The following is a 16,224-nucleotide window of genomic DNA, read 5'->3' on the forward strand; positions in this document are numbered from 1 at the left end:
GGCTTTCACTCCGCCCAGGCGAGCGGGTCGGTGAGCGGCTCGTGCTGCGCCTGGTCGGCCGGGAAGACGGGCGTCAGCCTGCCCTCGATCCACTGCACCAGAAGGTACGAGCCCTTCGGCGCGCCGGTCGCGTCCCACGACAGGTCGCCGACCAGCGTTCGCCAGGTGCCGGAGTGCAGCGAGTCGATGACGGTCGCGTTGTCGACCTTCCCGGTCTTCTCCGCGACCTGCTCCAGCAGCATTCCGCACGAGTAGGCCTCCGCCGACGTCGTGTCGATGCCCGCGGCTTCGCCGCCGTACTTGGCGACGTAGGCCTTGATGAACGCCTCGTTGCCGAACGCCTTGGTCGCAGGGAACCAGTCGCCGGAGGTGTAGACACCGTTGACGTTCCCCGCGCCCACCTTGTCGGGGAACTCCACCGGCGAGCTCGCACCGTTCGACATGTACAGCCACTTCGGCGCGAACTTCAGCTGGATCATCGACTTGACCATCGCGTACGCGTCCTCGACCTGCGTGCCGGCGACCACGACGTCCGGATTGGCCGCGGCCATCCGCGAGACCACCGGCGTGAGGTCGGTCTGCTTGGCGGGATAGATCTGCGCGTAGACCGTCTTGATCCCGGCCGCCTCGAACTGCTTGCGTACGTCTTCTGCGATCGGAGAAGCGAACGGATCGTCCAGCGCGGGATACGCCGCGGTCTTCGGCCGCTGGTCCGGTGGCAGCGACAGGATGTACCTGGCGAAGATGTCACCCTGCTTGACCGCGGGCGCCGGCTGGACGAAGAACAGGTTGCCGAGCTTCTGCTCGAACACCTTCGGTCCACCGCCGGCCGGCTCGAGATAGGCGTACTTGTAGCGAGCCGCCACTCGCGAGGCCGGCACCGTCAGCAGCGTGGAGAACCCGCCGAAGACCAGGTCGACACGGTCCTTGGTGATCAGGGTCTGGTAGTTCGTCACGACCTGGTTGGGCTGCGAGGCGTCGTCGACTATCTTCAGCTCGACCTTCCGATCGAGGACGCCGCCTTTCTTGTTGACCTCCTGCGCCCACAGGTCGTACCCGCGTTTGGCCGCCTTGCCCGGGTCGGCGAAGTCGCCGGTCAACGACAGCGAGATCCCGATCCGCAGCGGCTTGCCGGCGGCGCCGGGAGACGTACTGTCGTCTCCGCCGCACCCGGCCAGCGCGAGCGCTCCGACCATCACGGCGGTGGTTGCGACTCTCAGTCGAGCTCTGCCGGTCATCGCCACGTACCTCCTCTGCCGGGAGGGGTTTGCCGCGAACGTAAACGCGCCACCTGCCGCGGTCAACCCCGTCGCCGACTAACGTGGACGGTTCGTTCCACTCAACGAAACTGGGAGCAAGCACATGGCACTCGAGCGACCTGAGATCGACCGGCCCGACGGCAACCCGCCCCCGATGCTGGACGTCACCGACATCACGGTTGGCGACGGCCCGGAGGCGGCCAAGGGCCAGACGGTCGAGGTCCACTACGTCGGCGTGTCCTGGTCCACCGGCGAGGAGTTCGATGCCTCCTGGAACCGCGGGTCCACCTTCGAGTTCCCGCTGGGTGCGGGCCGGGTCATCAAGGGCTGGGACATGGGCGTCGCCGGCATGAAGGTCGGCGGCCGGCGCAAGCTCGTCATCCCGCCGCACCTGGGCTACGGCGACCGCGGCGCCGGTGGCGCCATCCGGCCCGGCGAGACCCTGATCTTCGTGGTCGACCTGGTCGGCGTCAGCTGAGGCCGAGCCGGTGGCCGGCAGCCGCGCCCCAGTCAGCTGACGTCAGCTGACCTTGGTGAGGTGGGAGGGCTTCGGGCGGTTCAATCCGGCCGAGGGCTCTCCCACCTGCTGTTTCGTGCGACTGTCACGCTCTGTGCGGGCCTTTCCCCGACGTTCCAGCGCCGATTCGATACGTCCGATTTGCGGCACGCCGAGATGTTTTTTGACTTTATGTGCGCATATGGCTACGTTCGGTTCGCGGGCGACATGCTCGAGCGTCGCCCACCCGTTGGAGCAAAGGGGCTACGAGGGGCTTCGGCTGCCTGGGCCCGGACAACCAAGGAGATACACACACATGCGCAACAGCGTTCGTAAGCTGCTGCTCGTCGCGGGCATCGCGGTCGCGGGGTTCGCGATGACCATGGGCACCGCGTCCGCCGCCACGCCGTCGGGCGACTACAACCCCTCGTCCTGCGACCTGATGGACCGCGGCTGGAACAACTGGGACACCGGCTCCGCGGAGCTCGGTGGCGGCGCCGCCAAGCTGGTCAGCGGCGCCTGGATCGGTGCCCCGTCGAGCGTCCTGGAGCTCGGCAGCCCCGTGAGCTCGCCGAAGACCCAGGCTGCCTGGGAAGACTGGAACGAGGGTGGCGCCGAGGGCGTCGGCGGCGCCGGCAAGATGGTCAGCGGTGCCTACATCGGCGCTCCGTCGGCCGCGGTCTGCCTCGCCGACGCGACCGCTCGCGACGCCGGTGACATCGGCGACGTCGACGCCGGCATGGACGACTGAGAACGTCCACACTCCCTCGGGTCGATGTGATCTGAGGACTGTTCGCCATAAGGAACGCGGTTGCTCGGGCGGTAACGCTCGGGCAGCCGCGTTTCTGCCGTTTCCAGGGTGGTTTCCGGAGCCGGAACAGGACCGGCCGGACCCGCTCGGCAAGGCATTGGAAGGCCTTCCGCGGGACAGGTTAGGTTGACGCACGTGGAATCTGTGGAACCGGACTCGGCCGAGGTTCGATACGACGACCTGCTGGCGAGCTTGCGTACGTCATACGACGGCGGCGCGGCCACCCGAGACACTGTGGAGAAGGGCGACTGGAAGCTCGCCCAACGTTCGGCGTTCCTGGAACGGCTGCGTGCCGAGGGCGCGCGCCGGCTGCTCGAGGTCGGTGCGGGAACCGGGCAGGACAGCTCGTACTTCCTCGATGCGGGACTCGACGTGCGGGCCACCGACCTGTCGCCGGAGATGGTGGAGCGGTGCCGCGCGAAGGGCATCGACGCGCAGGTCATGGACTTCCTGCACCTGGACTTCCCACCGTCGTCGTTCGACGCGGTCTACGCGATGAACTGCCTGCTGCACGTGCCCAACGCCGACCTGCCGGAGGTGCTGTCCGCGATCGCCGGACTGCTGGTGCCCGGTGGGCTGTTCTTCCTCGGTGTGTACGGCGGCAAGTCCGGCGAGGGCGTCGCCGACTGGGACAGCCACGTGCCGCCACGGTTCTTCTCCTGGCGGAGCGACGAGCAGATCCAGGCGTTCGCCGCGCAGGCGTTCGAGATCGTCGACTTCCACGTGGTCGGCGCCGACGACTACCGCTTCCAGTCGCTGACGCTGCGGAGGCCGGCATGAGCGTCACCGAGTCGCAGATCGCCGACGGGTTACGCCGGCTCGGACTCGACCAGTCGTCGGCGGTGATCGTGCACGCGTCGCTGAAGTCGTTCGGGTACGTCGAAGGTGGCGCCGAGGCAGTCTGCCGCGCGCTGGTCGACGTCTGCGGGACGGTGCTGATCGCGGCCGGTGCCTGGGACTCTGTCGTGGTGCCGGCTCCGCCGGGTTTGGTCCGGCCGCGCAACTCCTACCACAACGCCGCCGACTGGGACGCGTTCGAAGCCGCGCTGGACCGAGCGGTTCCGTACACGCCTGACCTGCCGGTATCCGGATGGCTCGGCACGATCGCGGAAACCCTGCGGGCCTCGTTCGCCCACGAGCGTGGTGCGCATCCGCTGTTCTCGTACCTCGCGGTCGGCACGCACGCGCGGCGGCTGATCGAGGCGCAGCGGCCGGACTGGCCGCTCGGTCCTCTCGAGGAGCTGGCGGCACTGGACGGTGACGTACTCCTGCTCGGGGCGGGTCACACGTCCAGTACGACGATTCACCTGGCCGAGCAGCGGCTGGGCCGCGGCCGGTTCTTCCGGTACGCCAAGACCGCGCCCGGCGTGTGGTCGGAGCTGCCGAACGTGTCGGGTGAGAGCCACCGCTTCGACGAGATCGAGCCGGAGCTGCGTCCGTACACCGCCGAGACGACGATCGGCGAGTGCCGGGCGCGGCGGGTCAAGGTCAACGACGTGCTCGCGGTGACCGAACGGCTGATCGGCGAGGATCCCGCGGCGCTGCTGTGCACCGACGATCCGGAGTGCCGGTGTGCGGGGGCTTTGCAGCAGCTGGAGCACCTGCGGTCGCAGGCGTCGAGGTCGGCCTGACGGCGATGCCGATGGATGCGGAGCTCGCGGCGTTCGTCGAGCGCGCCGTCGGGCCCTGCCGGCTCGAACGCGACCAGTCGTGGGGACACGGCGGCTCCCAGGTCCTGGCGCTGCGTTCCGCGGACGGGCTTCAGTGGTTCGTGAAGCGGCCGGCGCGGACGGAGCAGTACGAGAGGGAGCGCACGGCGTACCTTCGCTGGGTGCCGGCACTGGGCGATCGGGCGCCGGCGTTGCGCGCGTACGACGACAAGCTGGGGGTGCTGCTGCTTTCCGCGGTGCCGGGCGCGCTCGACTACGCCGCCGGGGCCTCGGCACACCAGGACGCGGGCCGCGTACTGCGCCGGCTGCACTCGGCAGAGGCCCTGCCGGTGTGGGACGACTTCGCGGCGGAGAAGCTGGCCGAGCTGGAGTCGTGGACACCGCGGGCCGCGTCGCTGCTCGATGCTGCCGAGCTCGACTTCGCGTACGGGTCGCTGCGTGCGCTGGAAGGACTGCCGCCGCCGGTTCGAGTGCCCTGCCACCTCGACTACACGCCACGCAACTGGCTGATCTCTTCCTCCTCCGATGGCGGCGGTCTCCGCGTCCACGTGATCGACTTCGAATGGGCCACGCCGGAGGTATGGGTCAACGACATCGCGCGGCTGCACTACGGCTACTGGCGCGACCGCCCCGACCTCCGCGACGCCTTCCTCGACGGCTACGGCCGGGTCCCGACCGAGGACGAGCTCGCCCTCATGCGCGGCTCGTACGCGCTGTCGGCGGTGTGGATGATCGTCTGGGCCCACGACCACGGCGAACAAGCCTTCGAGTCGGGCCTGCGGGACAACCTGAAGGCACTCGCCCACGAAAGCTGAGCCGGCCCGTTCAGCGGCTCAGCTCGGCAGCGCAGCCCACCCGGCCACCTCGCTCGGCGAACTCGAGCGCAGCACCCGCACGCTCAAGCCTGGCCGGCCGGCGTCCCGGCCGTTCGGGTGCTCAGCTGAGCAGTGCGGCCAGCCGCTGGTAGGCGGCTTCGCCCTCGTCCAGCATTGTGGCGGCTGGGGTGGGGCCGGCGCGTTCGGCGACGGCGCCGACGAACATGCCGCAGGTGAACCAGGTCGACCAGGCGAGGTCGAGCTCGAACAGGGGCGAGTCAAGTGGTGTTCCGGTTGCCTGTTGCCAGCTGCGCGAGTACGCCCGCAGCCCACTACCCGTTCCACGGCCGACCGCGACATCGAGCATCGCGGGGCCGACCCGGGCGCTGCCCCAGTCGACCAGGCGCGGCGGCCGGCCGTCGGCGACCAGGACGTTCAGCCCGTACACATCTCCGTGCAGGAACGTCACCGGCAGGCGGGACAGCCCTTCGTAGAGCAGCGCGTCGTTCCCCCACCGGCGCAAGCACTCCAGCCCGCGGTCGTGGACCGGGCTGGGTCCGTCGGCTGCTCGCGCCGCCCGGCGGAGCGAGTCGGAGGCGAACTCGAGCAACGTGCGCCGGCAGAACTCCGCGTCGACGCGCGGCACGTCCGCCGGCAGCTCGTCGGTCCGGCCGAGCCAGCCGGCGTGCAGCCTGGCCAGGTCGGCGTACACCTGGTCGGGCGGCGAGGCATCCCAGCTGAGCGGCTCGCCCGGATAGAACGGCATCAGCAACCACGGGCCAGCCTCGTCCCGGCCCGAGTCGATGAGTTCCGGGAACGTCGGAAGCTCGGGTGGGGAACCGATTTCTCGCATCGCGACCAGCTCGCCCCGCGAGGCGCGCTTGGCCAGGACGGCCACCGCCTCCGTCCGTCCACCGGCCAGTTCGACGCCGAGGTCGACCCGCTCGACCAGCGGCGACGCGACCCCACCGGTGAGCCGGCGGCGTGCGAGCACGCGAGTCCCGAGCACGTCCGCGCCGAGAAACCGGTTACTCAGCCACCCCAGTACAGCAGGCGTGTCGATCGGAATGCTCAACGCCCGCGACGCCTCTCCCAGACCCGAATAACAGCTAGATGGCCGGCTGCCGCGTGGTCAGGTCGATGCGCGCGAGGACGCCGGTCGGCGAGGTGCAGATTACCCGCTCGCCGGGGCGCAGCGCGGAGTCGGACGCATAGCGCTCGGCCAGCTCACGTTCGGCCGCTTCGTCACCGTCGTCGGCGGCCAGCAGCAGGGCGGCGATCTCGTCGATCAGGCCGAGGTCACCGGACAGGTCGTTGCCCATCGCGCCCCAGTTGTCCCACAGCAGGAGCTCGTCCCGCTGCCGGTGCGCCAGCTCCATGACGACGTAGTTGCGGACGAACCAGTCGCCGCGGTACGGCAGGTCCGGCGCGACGCCGTAGCGGTCGGCGTCCAGCTCGCCCGCGCGGAACGCGGTCCAGGCCTGCGCCGCCGTCCGGAAGTGCGGCGTCGACTCCGGCTTGGCACCAACCAGGTAAGGAATGTCGGCCGGGTCGAACGGCAGCTGCTCGCCGGCCTCCAGCTCCGCGTCGGTGAAGACCCAGCGGTCGCCGTTCCAGTACTCGACGATCACGTGGTCGTTGCCGAAATCGCGCGTGAAGTACTCCGCGAAGCCCACCCGGCTGCGAGCCGGCACACCCTGGTGCCGCAACGCGGCGACGGTCAGCAACGTGAAGTCACGGCAGCAGGTCGCCACCCGTTCGTACTGCCCGCGCGGCTCGCTGAGCGGCATGCCGTGCCGGCTCTGGTCGGTGTCGAGGATCTGCTCCACCCAGCGGCTGTCGATCTCCGCCAATCGCTTTCCCTCGAACTCGAATCCGGCCGCACGATAGTGAACGAGGACATTCCGGACGACAGCGGTCAACGCGCGGATATCGGTTGGTAACGGGTCGAGCAAGGTCGCATATTTACCAGGATCGGAATACACGGACTGCTGTGAGTAGTCTTCGAATGCGCGCATTTCGAGCGCTCCTCCCACCATTCGAATCGACATCAGAAGGGGACCCTACGCCAAGCCATGTTCGATTTTTCGGGGTTTCCGGTCCTCACCACGGATCGTTTGGTGCTTCGTGAGTGGATACCTTCGGATGCCGCGGATATGTATGCCTTTCGTAGCGATCCGGTTGCGCAGTACTTCAACTCCGAGCCGATGCGCGACGTCGCCGAGGCCACGGCCCTGATCGAGCAGCTGCGGGCGGGATTCGCCGCCGGCGAGCAGATCCCGTGGGCGGTGACCGTCCGGCCCGACGATCGGGCTGTCGGGTTGTTCACCGTCAACTACTGGAACCGCTTCCACCGGCGCGCCGAGATCGGGTACGACCTGGCCCGTACTCACTGGGGACGCGGGCTCGCGTACGAAGGCATGGCGGCGATCGTCGCGTTCGGCTTCACCGAGCTCGGCCTGCACCGGATCGAGACCGAGACGATCGCCGACAACGTGCGCTCGGTACGCCTGCTGGAACGGCTGGGCTTCCAGCGGGAAGGCGTCCGGAGGGAGTACTCCCTGGAGGCCGACGGCGTGTTCCACGCGAGCACGGTCTGGGGTCTGCTCGAGCAGGAATGTCACATCTTCTGACGTTTTCTGGGTACATGGCCCGACAGCGGACCCGTACGAAACCGGGATGCGGGTCCGGCGGCCGAAAAGACAGGACCAGACCAGTGCTACACCGCGAGCTGCTACCCAACGGACAGACACAGCTGACGTTCAGCCTGCCCGCCCACGATCCGCCGGGTGAGGTCAGCGTCGTCGGAGACTTCAACGGCTGGCGCGCCGGCCTGCACCAGATGCTGATGTCGGAGAACGACGTCCGCCAGGTGTCGGTGACCGTCGAGCCAGGAATCCACTACTTCAGGTATCTCGCCACCGGCGGCCGCTGGGCCGACGAGCGGGAGGCCGACCTCATCACCGAGCACGGCAGCGTCGTGCACTGCGCCGAGACGGACGTGATCGAACTGCCGGAGCAGGCGACCGGCGAGCGTCGCCGCGGCGACATGATGGACGCGCGGCTGGACCCGCCACCCGGGCAGCACGCCGACCGCCCGACCGTCACCCCGATGCCCGCGGACACGCCGGACCAGCCCGGCCCGCGAATGGACACCGACTCCGACCTCGCCCCGGAGTCGAGCCGCCGCTGAGCCACCGATCCCCTGCGCGCGCGAATGACCACGTTAACCACGCAATCAGCGGGTTAACCACGCCCCGGGACGTGGCGAAGCACCCACTGGCGTGGCGAAGCGCTAATGACCACGTTAACCAGCTAAAAGCGTGGTTAACGTGGTCATTCGCAGTCCGGCTACGGAGCCGGCAGGTCAGACCTCGAACGACTCCCGCACGACGCCGCCCACCGCGGCGCACCACGTGGCCTTGTCGGCCTTGCCTGTGCGGTCCAGCCCGTGCAGCCGCTGCAGGCCCTTCACCGCTGTCGCCGTCGCGTCGTCGTAGGTGTTGCTGGCCGTCGCCAGGAAGCCCTTCCGCGTCAGCATCAGCTGCAATGCGCTCACCGCAGGCCCGGTCGCGCCCGCGCGCAGGTCCGGTGCCAGCGTCTCCCAGGTCGGCGCGGTCAGCGTCGCGTCGACGTCGACCGGGATGCCGTTCTTCGCCTGCCAGTCCTGCACCGCCGCGACCGTCGCTGTGCCGAAGACGCCGTCCACGGCCAGCGCGTAGCCCCGCCCGTTCAGTAGTCCCTGCGCCACCCGGACGACCGGGCCGCCCACGAACCGCCAGGTGTCGGGCCACCGCCGCCGAGGGATCGTCGACAGCCGGGTACCCAGGGCAGCGCGCACCATCCGCCGCAGCATCGGGAACTGCGCGTAGAACGCCTTGCCGGGGCAGTCGGTCTCCCGCGCGTCCCAGTGCCCGAAGATGTCGTGCGCCTTCAGGCCGTACTCCTGGCAGATCGCCACGGACAGCTTCACCAGCGACTTCAGCAGCGCGTTCGGCGGCGTCTCGGTGACGTACGTGCCCTCGTTCTCGATGCCGATCGCGCGCCCGTTCTCGCCCGGACAGTGCGCGGCAATCACCTGCGGCTTCCCGCCGGACAGCTCCTCGAGCGAACGGTGCCGGCCCTCCAGCACGTACCCGCCGCGGCTCACCGTGAAGTGCTGCCCGGTGTCGAGCCAGCCGTTGCCGTCCATGTGCAGGTCCTGGCAGTCCTTCGCCAGCTTGATCGCCTGCTCACGGGAGTAGTCCGTGACGTTCGGGAACGCCATGTGGTGCCAGATGATCTTGTTGGTTGCCGTTCCGCTGAGGCTGACGTCGCCCGCGGGCGGGCGAGCACCCCAGCTGTCGCAGTCGATGATCCAGGGGAAGTCCGCGCTGGGTACGGCGAACGCGGGCGATGCGGTGAGCTGACCGCCGACGACCGTGGCGGCGGCCGCGCCGAGACCGGCCTTCAGGATGCTGCGGCGAACCGGACGACGGCCGGATTCGGCACCCGGGTGATCCATGTGAACCCTCTTTTACATCGATGCCCATGACGGGATGTAAAACTTCCTCTTCGAACCCCGTAGGACTGAAGGTAATTGCCGACCACGCCGGTCGGCAGATGTTCATCCCAGATTGGCCACAGCCTGCCGCGACATAGCTCGGCGTGACGGACCAGTATTGACTTGCGCACGGAGATGGGCCGTAGAACAGGTACCGACAAGGCAGAGGCAATCCCATGTGTGGAATCACCGGCTGGATCGGATTCGACCGCGACCTACGCGCCGAGGCGGAGACGCTCGACGCCATGACCGAGACGATGGCCTGCCGCGGCCCCGACGACAGGGGCGTCTGGCTCGCCCCGCATGCCGCGCTCGGCCATCGCCGTCTCGCGGTCATCGACCTGCCCGGCGGCCGCCAGCCGATGCGCGCCGAGACGCCGGACGGCCCGGTCGTGCTGGTCTACTCCGGCGAGGTCTACAACTTCACCGAGCTACGCACCCAACTGGTCGCGCGCGGGCACACGTTCACCACCAGCTCCGACACCGAAGTCGTCCTCCGCGGCTACCTCGAGTGGGGCGCCGCGGCCGCCGAACGGCTCAACGGCATGTACGCGTTCGCGATCTGGGACGCCCGCGACCAGAGGCTGCTGCTGGTCCGCGACCGGCTCGGCGTCAAGCCGCTCTACTACTACCCCACCAGCGACGGCGTGCTGTTCGGCTCCGAGATCAAGGCCCTGCTCGCCAACCCGCTCACAGAACGCACGATCACGATCGACGGGCTGCGCGAGATGTTCGGCTACATGCGTACGCCCGGCTTCGGCATCTGGCAGGGCTCGTACGAGGTCAAGCCCGGCTCGATCGTCACGGTCGACGCGTCTGGCCTGCGCGAGCAGTCGTACTGGTCGCTTTCGACCCGGCCGCACACCGACGACCAGCCGACCACGGTCGCCCGCGTTCGTGAGCTGCTCGAGGACATCGTGGCGCGGCAGCTCGTCGCCGACGTGCCGCGCTGCGTGCTGCTGTCCGGCGGCCTCGACTCCTCCGCGCTGACCGCGATCGCCGCCCGGCAGCTCGCCGAGCAGGGCGAGACGATCCGCAGCTTCGCCGTCGACTTCACCGGTTACGACGCGGGCTTCGTCGAGGGCCGGGAGATGGGCCGGCCGCAGCTCACCCAGGACGCGCCGTTCGCCGAGGAGGTCGCCGCCAAGTCGGGCACGCTGCACGAGACGCTGGTGTTCGACTCCGACCAGCTCGCGGATCCGGCCGTCCGGCTGCAGACCATGCGCTCCCGCGACATCCCCGCCGGCCACGGCGACACCGATACCTCGCTTTACCTGCTCTTCAAGGCGATTCGCGAGCATTCGACGGTGGCGCTGTCGGGCGAGTCGGCCGACGAGGTGTTCGGCGGGTACACGCAGTTCTTCGACCCGGTGGCGCAGCAGGCCGACGAGTACCCCTGGGACGCGCACTACGCCAAGCACAACGCGGCCGAGCGGAGCCGGTTCACGCCGGAGTTCCGCAAGGCGCTCGACCTGGACGCGTACACCGCCGACACCTACGCCACGGCGGTCGCCGGCATCCGGCGGCTCGACGGCGAGAGCGAGTTCGAGTACCGCATGCGCAAGATCTGCAACCTGCACCTCACCCGCTCGGTGCGGCACCTGCTCGACCGGAAGGACCGGATCAGCATGTCGGTCGGGCTCGAGGTGCGGGTGCCGTTCTGCGACCACCGGCTCGTGGAGTACGTCTACAACACGCCATGGTCGCTGAAGACCTACGACGGCAGGGAGAAGAGCCTGCTGCGCGGTGCGGTCGCCGACCTGCTGCCGGAGTCGGTCGTACAGCGGACCAAGAGCGGTTATCCCGCGACGCCCGACCCGCGCTATGTCGCGATGCTGCAGAAGCAGGCCGCGGAGTTGCTCGGTTCGCCCGAGCATGAGGTGTTCGACCTGGTTCGCAAGGACTGGCTGAGCGACACGGTCGGCCGGCAGGCGACCTCGCTCTCGCACTCCGACCGGCAAGGACTGCAGCAGTTCATCGAGCTCGCGCTCTGGCTCGACGACTATCGTCCGACGATTCGCTTGTACTGAACGGTATTCAACGCGAAACGCTGCCTAACCGCCTACTCTGCGGGGAAGATTGGGGTTAGTTGCCGCGAGGCATTTGACACCGCAGAAGGCGGGGTGCGTTGTGACGGACACCGACGAGATCCGGGACAGCGCGCTGCCGCTCGACGCCGCACGCGACCTGGACCCGTTGCTGGAGCGGATCGGCGACGCGCGTTACGTACTGATTGGGGAGGCGAGCCACGGCACGCACGAGTTCTACGCCTGGCGTTCGGCGCTGACGCAACGGCTGATCGCCGAACTCGGCTTCGGACTGGTCGGGGTGGAAGGCGACTGGCCGGCCTGCTGGCGAGTCCACCGCAGCGTGACGCTGGCCGAGCCCGGCGACCCGCTGGCTGTACTCGACGGCGCGCGGGCCTGGCCGAGCTGGCTGTGGTCGAACCACGAGACGGCCGACTTCTGCCGCTGGCTGCGACAGCACAACGCCGAACTGCCTGACCAGCGGCGAGTGGGCTGGTACGGCCTCGAGGGCTATCCGTTGTGGGCGTCGACGCGGGAGGTCGTGGGCGTACTCGACAAGCGGATGCCGGGCCGGGTCGGCGAGGTGCTCGACGACTACCAGCGGGGTGGCCGGCTGGCGCCCCCGGACCTCACCGACGAGATCGTCGAGGCGCTGCTGCGGATGCACGACTCCTGGCGGCCCACCGTTCTGAAGAATCGGTGGGAGACGTTCGACGACGTGCTCAACATCGCGCTGCGGCCTGGGGCGGCGGCGTACTTCCGTTCGATGCTGGCGGGCAGGCCCTCCGCATGGAACGACCGCGACGAGCACATGCTCGTGATGCTCGAACGGCTGCGGGCGTTCCACGGCGTGGGGACGCGCGCGGTGGTGTGGGCGCACAACACACACGTCGGCGACGCGCGGGCGACCACGATGGGCGCAGAAGGGCTGCTCAACATCGGGCAGCTGATCCGGGAGAAGTACGGCCAGGACCAGGTCGTCGCGGTCGGGTTCGCCGGTGGTGCGGGCGAGGTGCTCGCGGCCCCCCGCCGAGGCGCGTCGATGGCCGTGCTGCCGGTGCCCGCCGCCCGGGCCGGCTCGGTGGAGGCGCTGCTGGCCGATGCCGGGCTGGAACGCGCGCTGTTCGTGTTCCCGCGCGCCGACCAGGCCGACAGGTGGCCCGCATGGCTGCGCATCGAACGCCCCCACCGCGCGATCGGCGTGGTCTACGACCCGGCCGAGCCGGCCTACTTACCCACCCGAATGGGCGAACGCTATGACGCGCTGCTGTGGATCGCGCGTACGTCGGCGGTGCACGCGCTGCACCTGGCGGCCGCACAGCGGGGTGAACTGGAGGCACTCCTGGAGTGAGCCCGGCATCGGCTGGACGGCGAGCCGTTGACCTTGCCCCTGGGGCAGACCCCACACTTCCGGCATGACGAATGACAGCTGGGCCCGCACCGCCCAGATGACCTCGCCCGGCAGGTACGCCGGGCTGTACGACGGCCTGCCCGACTCCGTCGCCGGGCTGGCGGCGGTGGCCCAGGGGCTGCTGATCCACGAGCACATCGCACCTGCGTACGGCGTGAACCTCTCCGCCGAGGACCGCGCACCGGTGCACTTCCGCCGGATCGAACAGGTGCTGGAGCGGATCGTGGCGACGGACGGCCGCCCGCTCACCGAGCCGCGTGATCCGGGCGAGCGCATCTCCGGCAACTGCCGGCACTTCACCGTGCTGCTGGTCTCGATGCTGCGCACCAAAGGCGTCCCGGCCCGCGCGCGCTGCGGCTTCGGCGGCTACTTCGGCACGAACTCCTACGAGGACCACTGGGTCTGCGAGTACTGGAATGCCGCTGACCAGGCCTGGCACCTCGCCGACGCCCAGATCGACGAAGTGCAGCGCGCGATGTTCCCGATCGACTTCGACCTCATGGACGTACCGCGAAACCGGTTTCTCGTGGCCGGCGACGCCTGGTCGCAGTGCCGGAACGGAGCCGCGGATGCCGCCAAGTTCGGCCTCAGCATGATGAAAGAAACCGGTTTCTGGTGGATCGCCGGCAACCTCATGCGCGATGTCGCGGCGCTCGACAACGTGGAGATGCTGCCCTGGGACGTCTGGGGTGCGATGCCCGGCCCACAGGACCAGATCGACGACGAGCTGAACGGGCTGTTCGACCGCGCGGCCGCCCTCACGCACGAGCCCGACGCCACGATCGGCGAGCTGACCGCGCTCTACCGCGAGGACAAGCGGCTGACCGTTCCGGAGACCGTCCGCAACGCAGTCCTCGGCCGCGACGAACCGGTGTAGAACAGGACGTAGGAAACAGGAGAAACAACGTGATCACCGATCCGACCATCGTCGAGCGCCCTGCGCAGCCGTACGCCGGCATCCGCGTCACCTGTCCGATGCGGGCGATCGGCCGGTCCGCTCCGCCGCTCATCGGCGAGCTGTTCGGCTGGCTCGGGCAGCACGGCGTCGAGCCCGCGGGCGCACCGTTCTTCCGGTACGACGTCATCAACATGGAAGGCGACATGCAGCTCACCGTCGGCATCCCGGTCGCCGAGCCCGTCGACGGCGACGACCGGGTGGAGGGCGGCACGCTGCCCGCCGGCCGGTTCGCGACGCTGACCTACACCGGGCCGGTCCGGGGGAAGGGCCTGTTCAAGGCGACGGTCGCGCTGCTCGAATGGGGCACCGCGGCCGACGTCACGTGGGACCGCCACGACGTTGAGGCCGGCGATGCCTGGGCCTGCCGTCTCGAGATCTACGACACCGACCCGGACGTACAGCCCGACACCAGCAAGTGGGAGACCATCCTGGCGTTCAAGCTGGCCGGCTGAGCTCGTAGGTGCCTGGTCTCAGCTCGGCGGGTCGGTGCCCTGCGCCCCGGCGCTCGCAGCTGTGTCGATCACGTCGTCCAGGACGTCGCGGGAGCGGATCAGGTCGGAGATCATCCGGTCGATCCGTTCCCGCTCCTCGGTGAGATCAGTGACCAGTTGCGGAGTGGCGATCTCCGACGGGCCGCCGTCGGCGTCGCGCATGCACGGGAGGATCTGGAAGATCTTCTTGCTGCTCAGGCCCGCGGCGTAGAGCTCCTGGATACGAATCACCCGGTCGACCGCCAGGCCGGGGTACTGGCGCTGGCCGCCCGACGTTCGCGTGGACACCAGCAGGCCCTGCTCCTCGTAGTAGCGCAGCGAGCGCTCGCTCACGCCGGTGCGCGCCGCCAGCTCACCGATCCGCACGGAACATCACCTCGCCCGGCCAAAGACTTGAAGCTGACACTGGTGTCAGATTTTACCGTGTCAGCATGACGAACTCCTCGGCAGTTTCCCGCCTCCTCGAGCCCGCCCGGCTGGGTCCGCTCCAGCTTCCGAACCGCCTGGTCATGGCGCCGATGTCGCGTACCCGAGCCGCCGCGGATGGTACGCCGACCCCGCTGATGGCCACCTATTACGCCCAGCGCGCGTCCGCCGGGCTGATCATCGCTGAGGGCACCACTCCGAACGCGGTCGGGCAGACGTATCCCAACATCCCGGCGATCCACACCGCGAGCCACGTCGACGGCTGGCGGCGGGTGAACGACGCCGTGCGCGCGGCGGGCGGGAGGGCCTTCGTCCAGTTGCAGCACGGTGGACGCAACGGTCATCCCGAGACCAGTGGCCTGCTCCCTGTGGCGCCGTCGCCGATCCGGCTGCCGGAGGAGATCCACACGCCGAGCGGCCGGCGGCCGTCGGTCGTTCCTCATGAGCTGAGCACCGGCGAGATCGCGCAGACGATAGACGACTTCGCCCAGGCGGCCCGCAACGCGGTCGCGGCGGGCTTCGCCGGGGTCGAGGTGCACGCCGCCAACGGACACCTTCTCCACCAGTTCCTCTCGCAGAACACCAACCACCGTGCGGATGCCTACGGCGGCTCGTTCACGGCCAGAAACCGGTTCCCCGTCGAGGTTCTCGAGGCCGTGGCGGCGGCGATCGGCCCGGAGCGTGTCGGCCTGCGAATCTCACCCCGCAACACCGTGAACGGCATCGACGAGGGCGACACCGCCCGCATCTACGCAACGCTGATCGACGCGCTGGCGGGGAGCGGGCTGGCCTACGTCCACGTCGTCTTCGCCGACCCGGACGATGCGGTTTACCAGCGGATCCGCAAGCACTGGCAGGGCAGGCTGATCGCCAACCCGGCGCTGCCATGGCCCGGGCCGTTCCCCGCAGACGGCGGCGTCCCCGAGGCCGGGCGGCTACTCGCCGCCGGCGCCGACCTGATCGCCCTCGGCCGCGCGTTCATCGCCAATCCCGACCTGGTCGAACGCATCCAGCTGGGAGCGCCGCTCAACCAACTGCGCGGAACCGAGTTCATGTACGTCGGCGGAGAAACCGGTTACACCGACTACCCCACGCTGCAATCGGCTGCCTAGCCCTGCGTCCGGACGGCCGCAGTGGCCGGTGCGGCGCGCGCCAGGAACCGGTTCCCGCAGCCCAAGCCGCCCTCAGCCCAAGCGGTTCTCTGTGCAAGCGGGCTTCTGTGAAAGCGGGCCTTTGTGCAAGCACCACGCGCAAGAAACCGGCTCCCCTCCACCAGCAACGGGCCCAAGGCCGAAGCTGGCACGGCCGCAACAGAAA

Annotated in this window: 17 protein-coding genes; 12 read left to right on the plus strand and 5 right to left on the minus strand. The window is 69.2% G+C overall.

The features are described 5' to 3' along the window. Positions 1–5: 5 nt before the first annotated feature. A complete protein-coding gene (locus tag ACYVF6_RS37280) occupies positions 6–1,238 on the minus strand; it encodes an amino acid ABC transporter substrate-binding protein (RefSeq protein WP_460528586.1) in 1,233 nt (410 codons plus the stop codon). Positions 1,239–1,362: 124 nt separating this feature from the next. Here ACYVF6_RS37280 and ACYVF6_RS37285 point away from each other — a divergent pair, with 124 nt between their 5' ends. The 5 genes from ACYVF6_RS37285 to ACYVF6_RS37305 all read left to right on the plus strand — a co-directional run bounded on the left by ACYVF6_RS37285 (position 1,363) and on the right by ACYVF6_RS37305 (position 5,051). Continuing rightward, on the plus strand, positions 1,363–1,737 hold the full coding sequence (locus ACYVF6_RS37285) for an FKBP-type peptidyl-prolyl cis-trans isomerase (RefSeq protein WP_460528588.1): 375 nt from the start codon (positions 1,363–1,365) through the stop codon (positions 1,735–1,737). Between the two features lie 334 nt (positions 1,738–2,071). Beyond that, entirely contained in the window at positions 2,072–2,506 is a 435-nt protein-coding gene (locus ACYVF6_RS37290; RefSeq protein ID WP_460528591.1) for a hypothetical protein, read from the plus strand. A gap of 195 nt (positions 2,507–2,701) precedes the next feature. Continuing rightward, the gene (locus ACYVF6_RS37295) at positions 2,702–3,346 is read left to right on the plus strand and encodes a class I SAM-dependent methyltransferase (RefSeq protein ID WP_460528594.1); all 645 of its coding nucleotides are present in this window, start codon (positions 2,702–2,704) and stop codon (positions 3,344–3,346) included. After that, entirely contained in the window at positions 3,343–4,197 is an 855-nt protein-coding gene (locus tag ACYVF6_RS37300) for an AAC(3) family N-acetyltransferase (protein WP_460528597.1), read from the plus strand. Before ACYVF6_RS37295 ends, ACYVF6_RS37300 begins: the two co-directional genes overlap by 4 nt. Positions 4,198–4,202: 5 nt before the next feature. Continuing rightward, on the plus strand, positions 4,203–5,051 hold the full coding sequence (locus ACYVF6_RS37305) for a phosphotransferase family protein (protein WP_460528599.1): 849 nt from the start codon (positions 4,203–4,205) through the stop codon (positions 5,049–5,051). A 121-nt stretch (positions 5,052–5,172) separates the two neighbouring features. Here the strand turns inward: ACYVF6_RS37305 and ACYVF6_RS37310 are convergent, their stop codons facing one another. Both ACYVF6_RS37310 and ACYVF6_RS37315 read right to left on the minus strand, forming a co-directional pair. Continuing rightward, a complete protein-coding gene (locus ACYVF6_RS37310; protein WP_460528601.1) occupies positions 5,173–6,126 on the minus strand; it encodes a phosphotransferase family protein in 954 nt (317 codons plus the stop codon). 34 nt (positions 6,127–6,160) lie between these two features. Next, entirely contained in the window at positions 6,161–7,069 is a 909-nt protein-coding gene (locus ACYVF6_RS37315; RefSeq protein ID WP_460528603.1) for a transglutaminase-like domain-containing protein, read from the minus strand. A 57-nt stretch (positions 7,070–7,126) separates the two neighbouring features. On the opposite strand from ACYVF6_RS37315, the gene ACYVF6_RS37320 reads away from it, so the two are divergent. Both ACYVF6_RS37320 and ACYVF6_RS37325 read left to right on the plus strand, forming a co-directional pair. Beyond that, positions 7,127–7,684 (plus strand): GNAT family N-acetyltransferase, encoded by a 558-nt coding sequence (locus ACYVF6_RS37320; RefSeq protein ID WP_460528605.1) that lies wholly within the window; start codon positions 7,127–7,129, stop codon positions 7,682–7,684. 83 nt (positions 7,685–7,767) lie between these two features. Next, entirely contained in the window at positions 7,768–8,244 is a 477-nt protein-coding gene (locus ACYVF6_RS37325; RefSeq protein WP_460528607.1) for an early set domain-containing protein, read from the plus strand. Positions 8,245–8,418: 174 nt separating this feature from the next. Here ACYVF6_RS37325 and ACYVF6_RS37330 read toward each other — a convergent pair whose 3' ends face one another. Beyond that, a complete protein-coding gene (locus ACYVF6_RS37330) occupies positions 8,419–9,555 on the minus strand; it encodes a peptidoglycan recognition protein family protein (RefSeq protein WP_460528609.1) in 1,137 nt (378 codons plus the stop codon). Between the two features lie 215 nt (positions 9,556–9,770). Here ACYVF6_RS37330 and asnB point away from each other — a divergent pair, with 215 nt between their 5' ends. From asnB to ACYVF6_RS37350, 4 genes are all read left to right on the plus strand, one after another. Continuing rightward, a complete protein-coding gene (asnB, locus tag ACYVF6_RS37335) occupies positions 9,771–11,624 on the plus strand; it encodes an asparagine synthetase B family protein (protein ID WP_460528611.1) in 1,854 nt (617 codons plus the stop codon). Between the two features lie 100 nt (positions 11,625–11,724). Continuing rightward, a complete protein-coding gene (locus tag ACYVF6_RS37340; RefSeq protein WP_460528613.1) occupies positions 11,725–12,972 on the plus strand; it encodes an erythromycin esterase family protein in 1,248 nt (415 codons plus the stop codon). Positions 12,973–13,036: 64 nt separating this feature from the next. Then, complete coding sequence (locus ACYVF6_RS37345; RefSeq protein WP_460528615.1) at positions 13,037–13,909, plus strand: transglutaminase domain-containing protein; 873 nt, start codon at positions 13,037–13,039, stop codon at positions 13,907–13,909. Positions 13,910–13,938: 29 nt separating this feature from the next. Further along, the gene (locus ACYVF6_RS37350; protein ID WP_460528617.1) at positions 13,939–14,442 is read left to right on the plus strand and encodes a GyrI-like domain-containing protein; all 504 of its coding nucleotides are present in this window, start codon (positions 13,939–13,941) and stop codon (positions 14,440–14,442) included. A gap of 18 nt (positions 14,443–14,460) precedes the next feature. Here ACYVF6_RS37350 and ACYVF6_RS37355 read toward each other — a convergent pair whose 3' ends face one another. Beyond that, positions 14,461–14,847 carry a MerR family transcriptional regulator gene (locus tag ACYVF6_RS37355; RefSeq protein ID WP_460528619.1) on the minus strand — a complete coding sequence of 129 codons (387 nt, stop codon included), beginning with the start codon at positions 14,845–14,847 and terminating at the stop codon, positions 14,461–14,463. Positions 14,848–14,912: 65 nt separating this feature from the next. Here ACYVF6_RS37355 and ACYVF6_RS37360 point away from each other — a divergent pair, with 65 nt between their 5' ends. Continuing rightward, positions 14,913–16,019 carry an alkene reductase gene (locus ACYVF6_RS37360; protein ID WP_460528621.1) on the plus strand — a complete coding sequence of 369 codons (1,107 nt, stop codon included), beginning with the start codon at positions 14,913–14,915 and terminating at the stop codon, positions 16,017–16,019. The last annotated feature ends 205 nt before the right edge of the window (positions 16,020–16,224 follow it).

Source organism: Flindersiella endophytica, assembly GCF_054779015.1.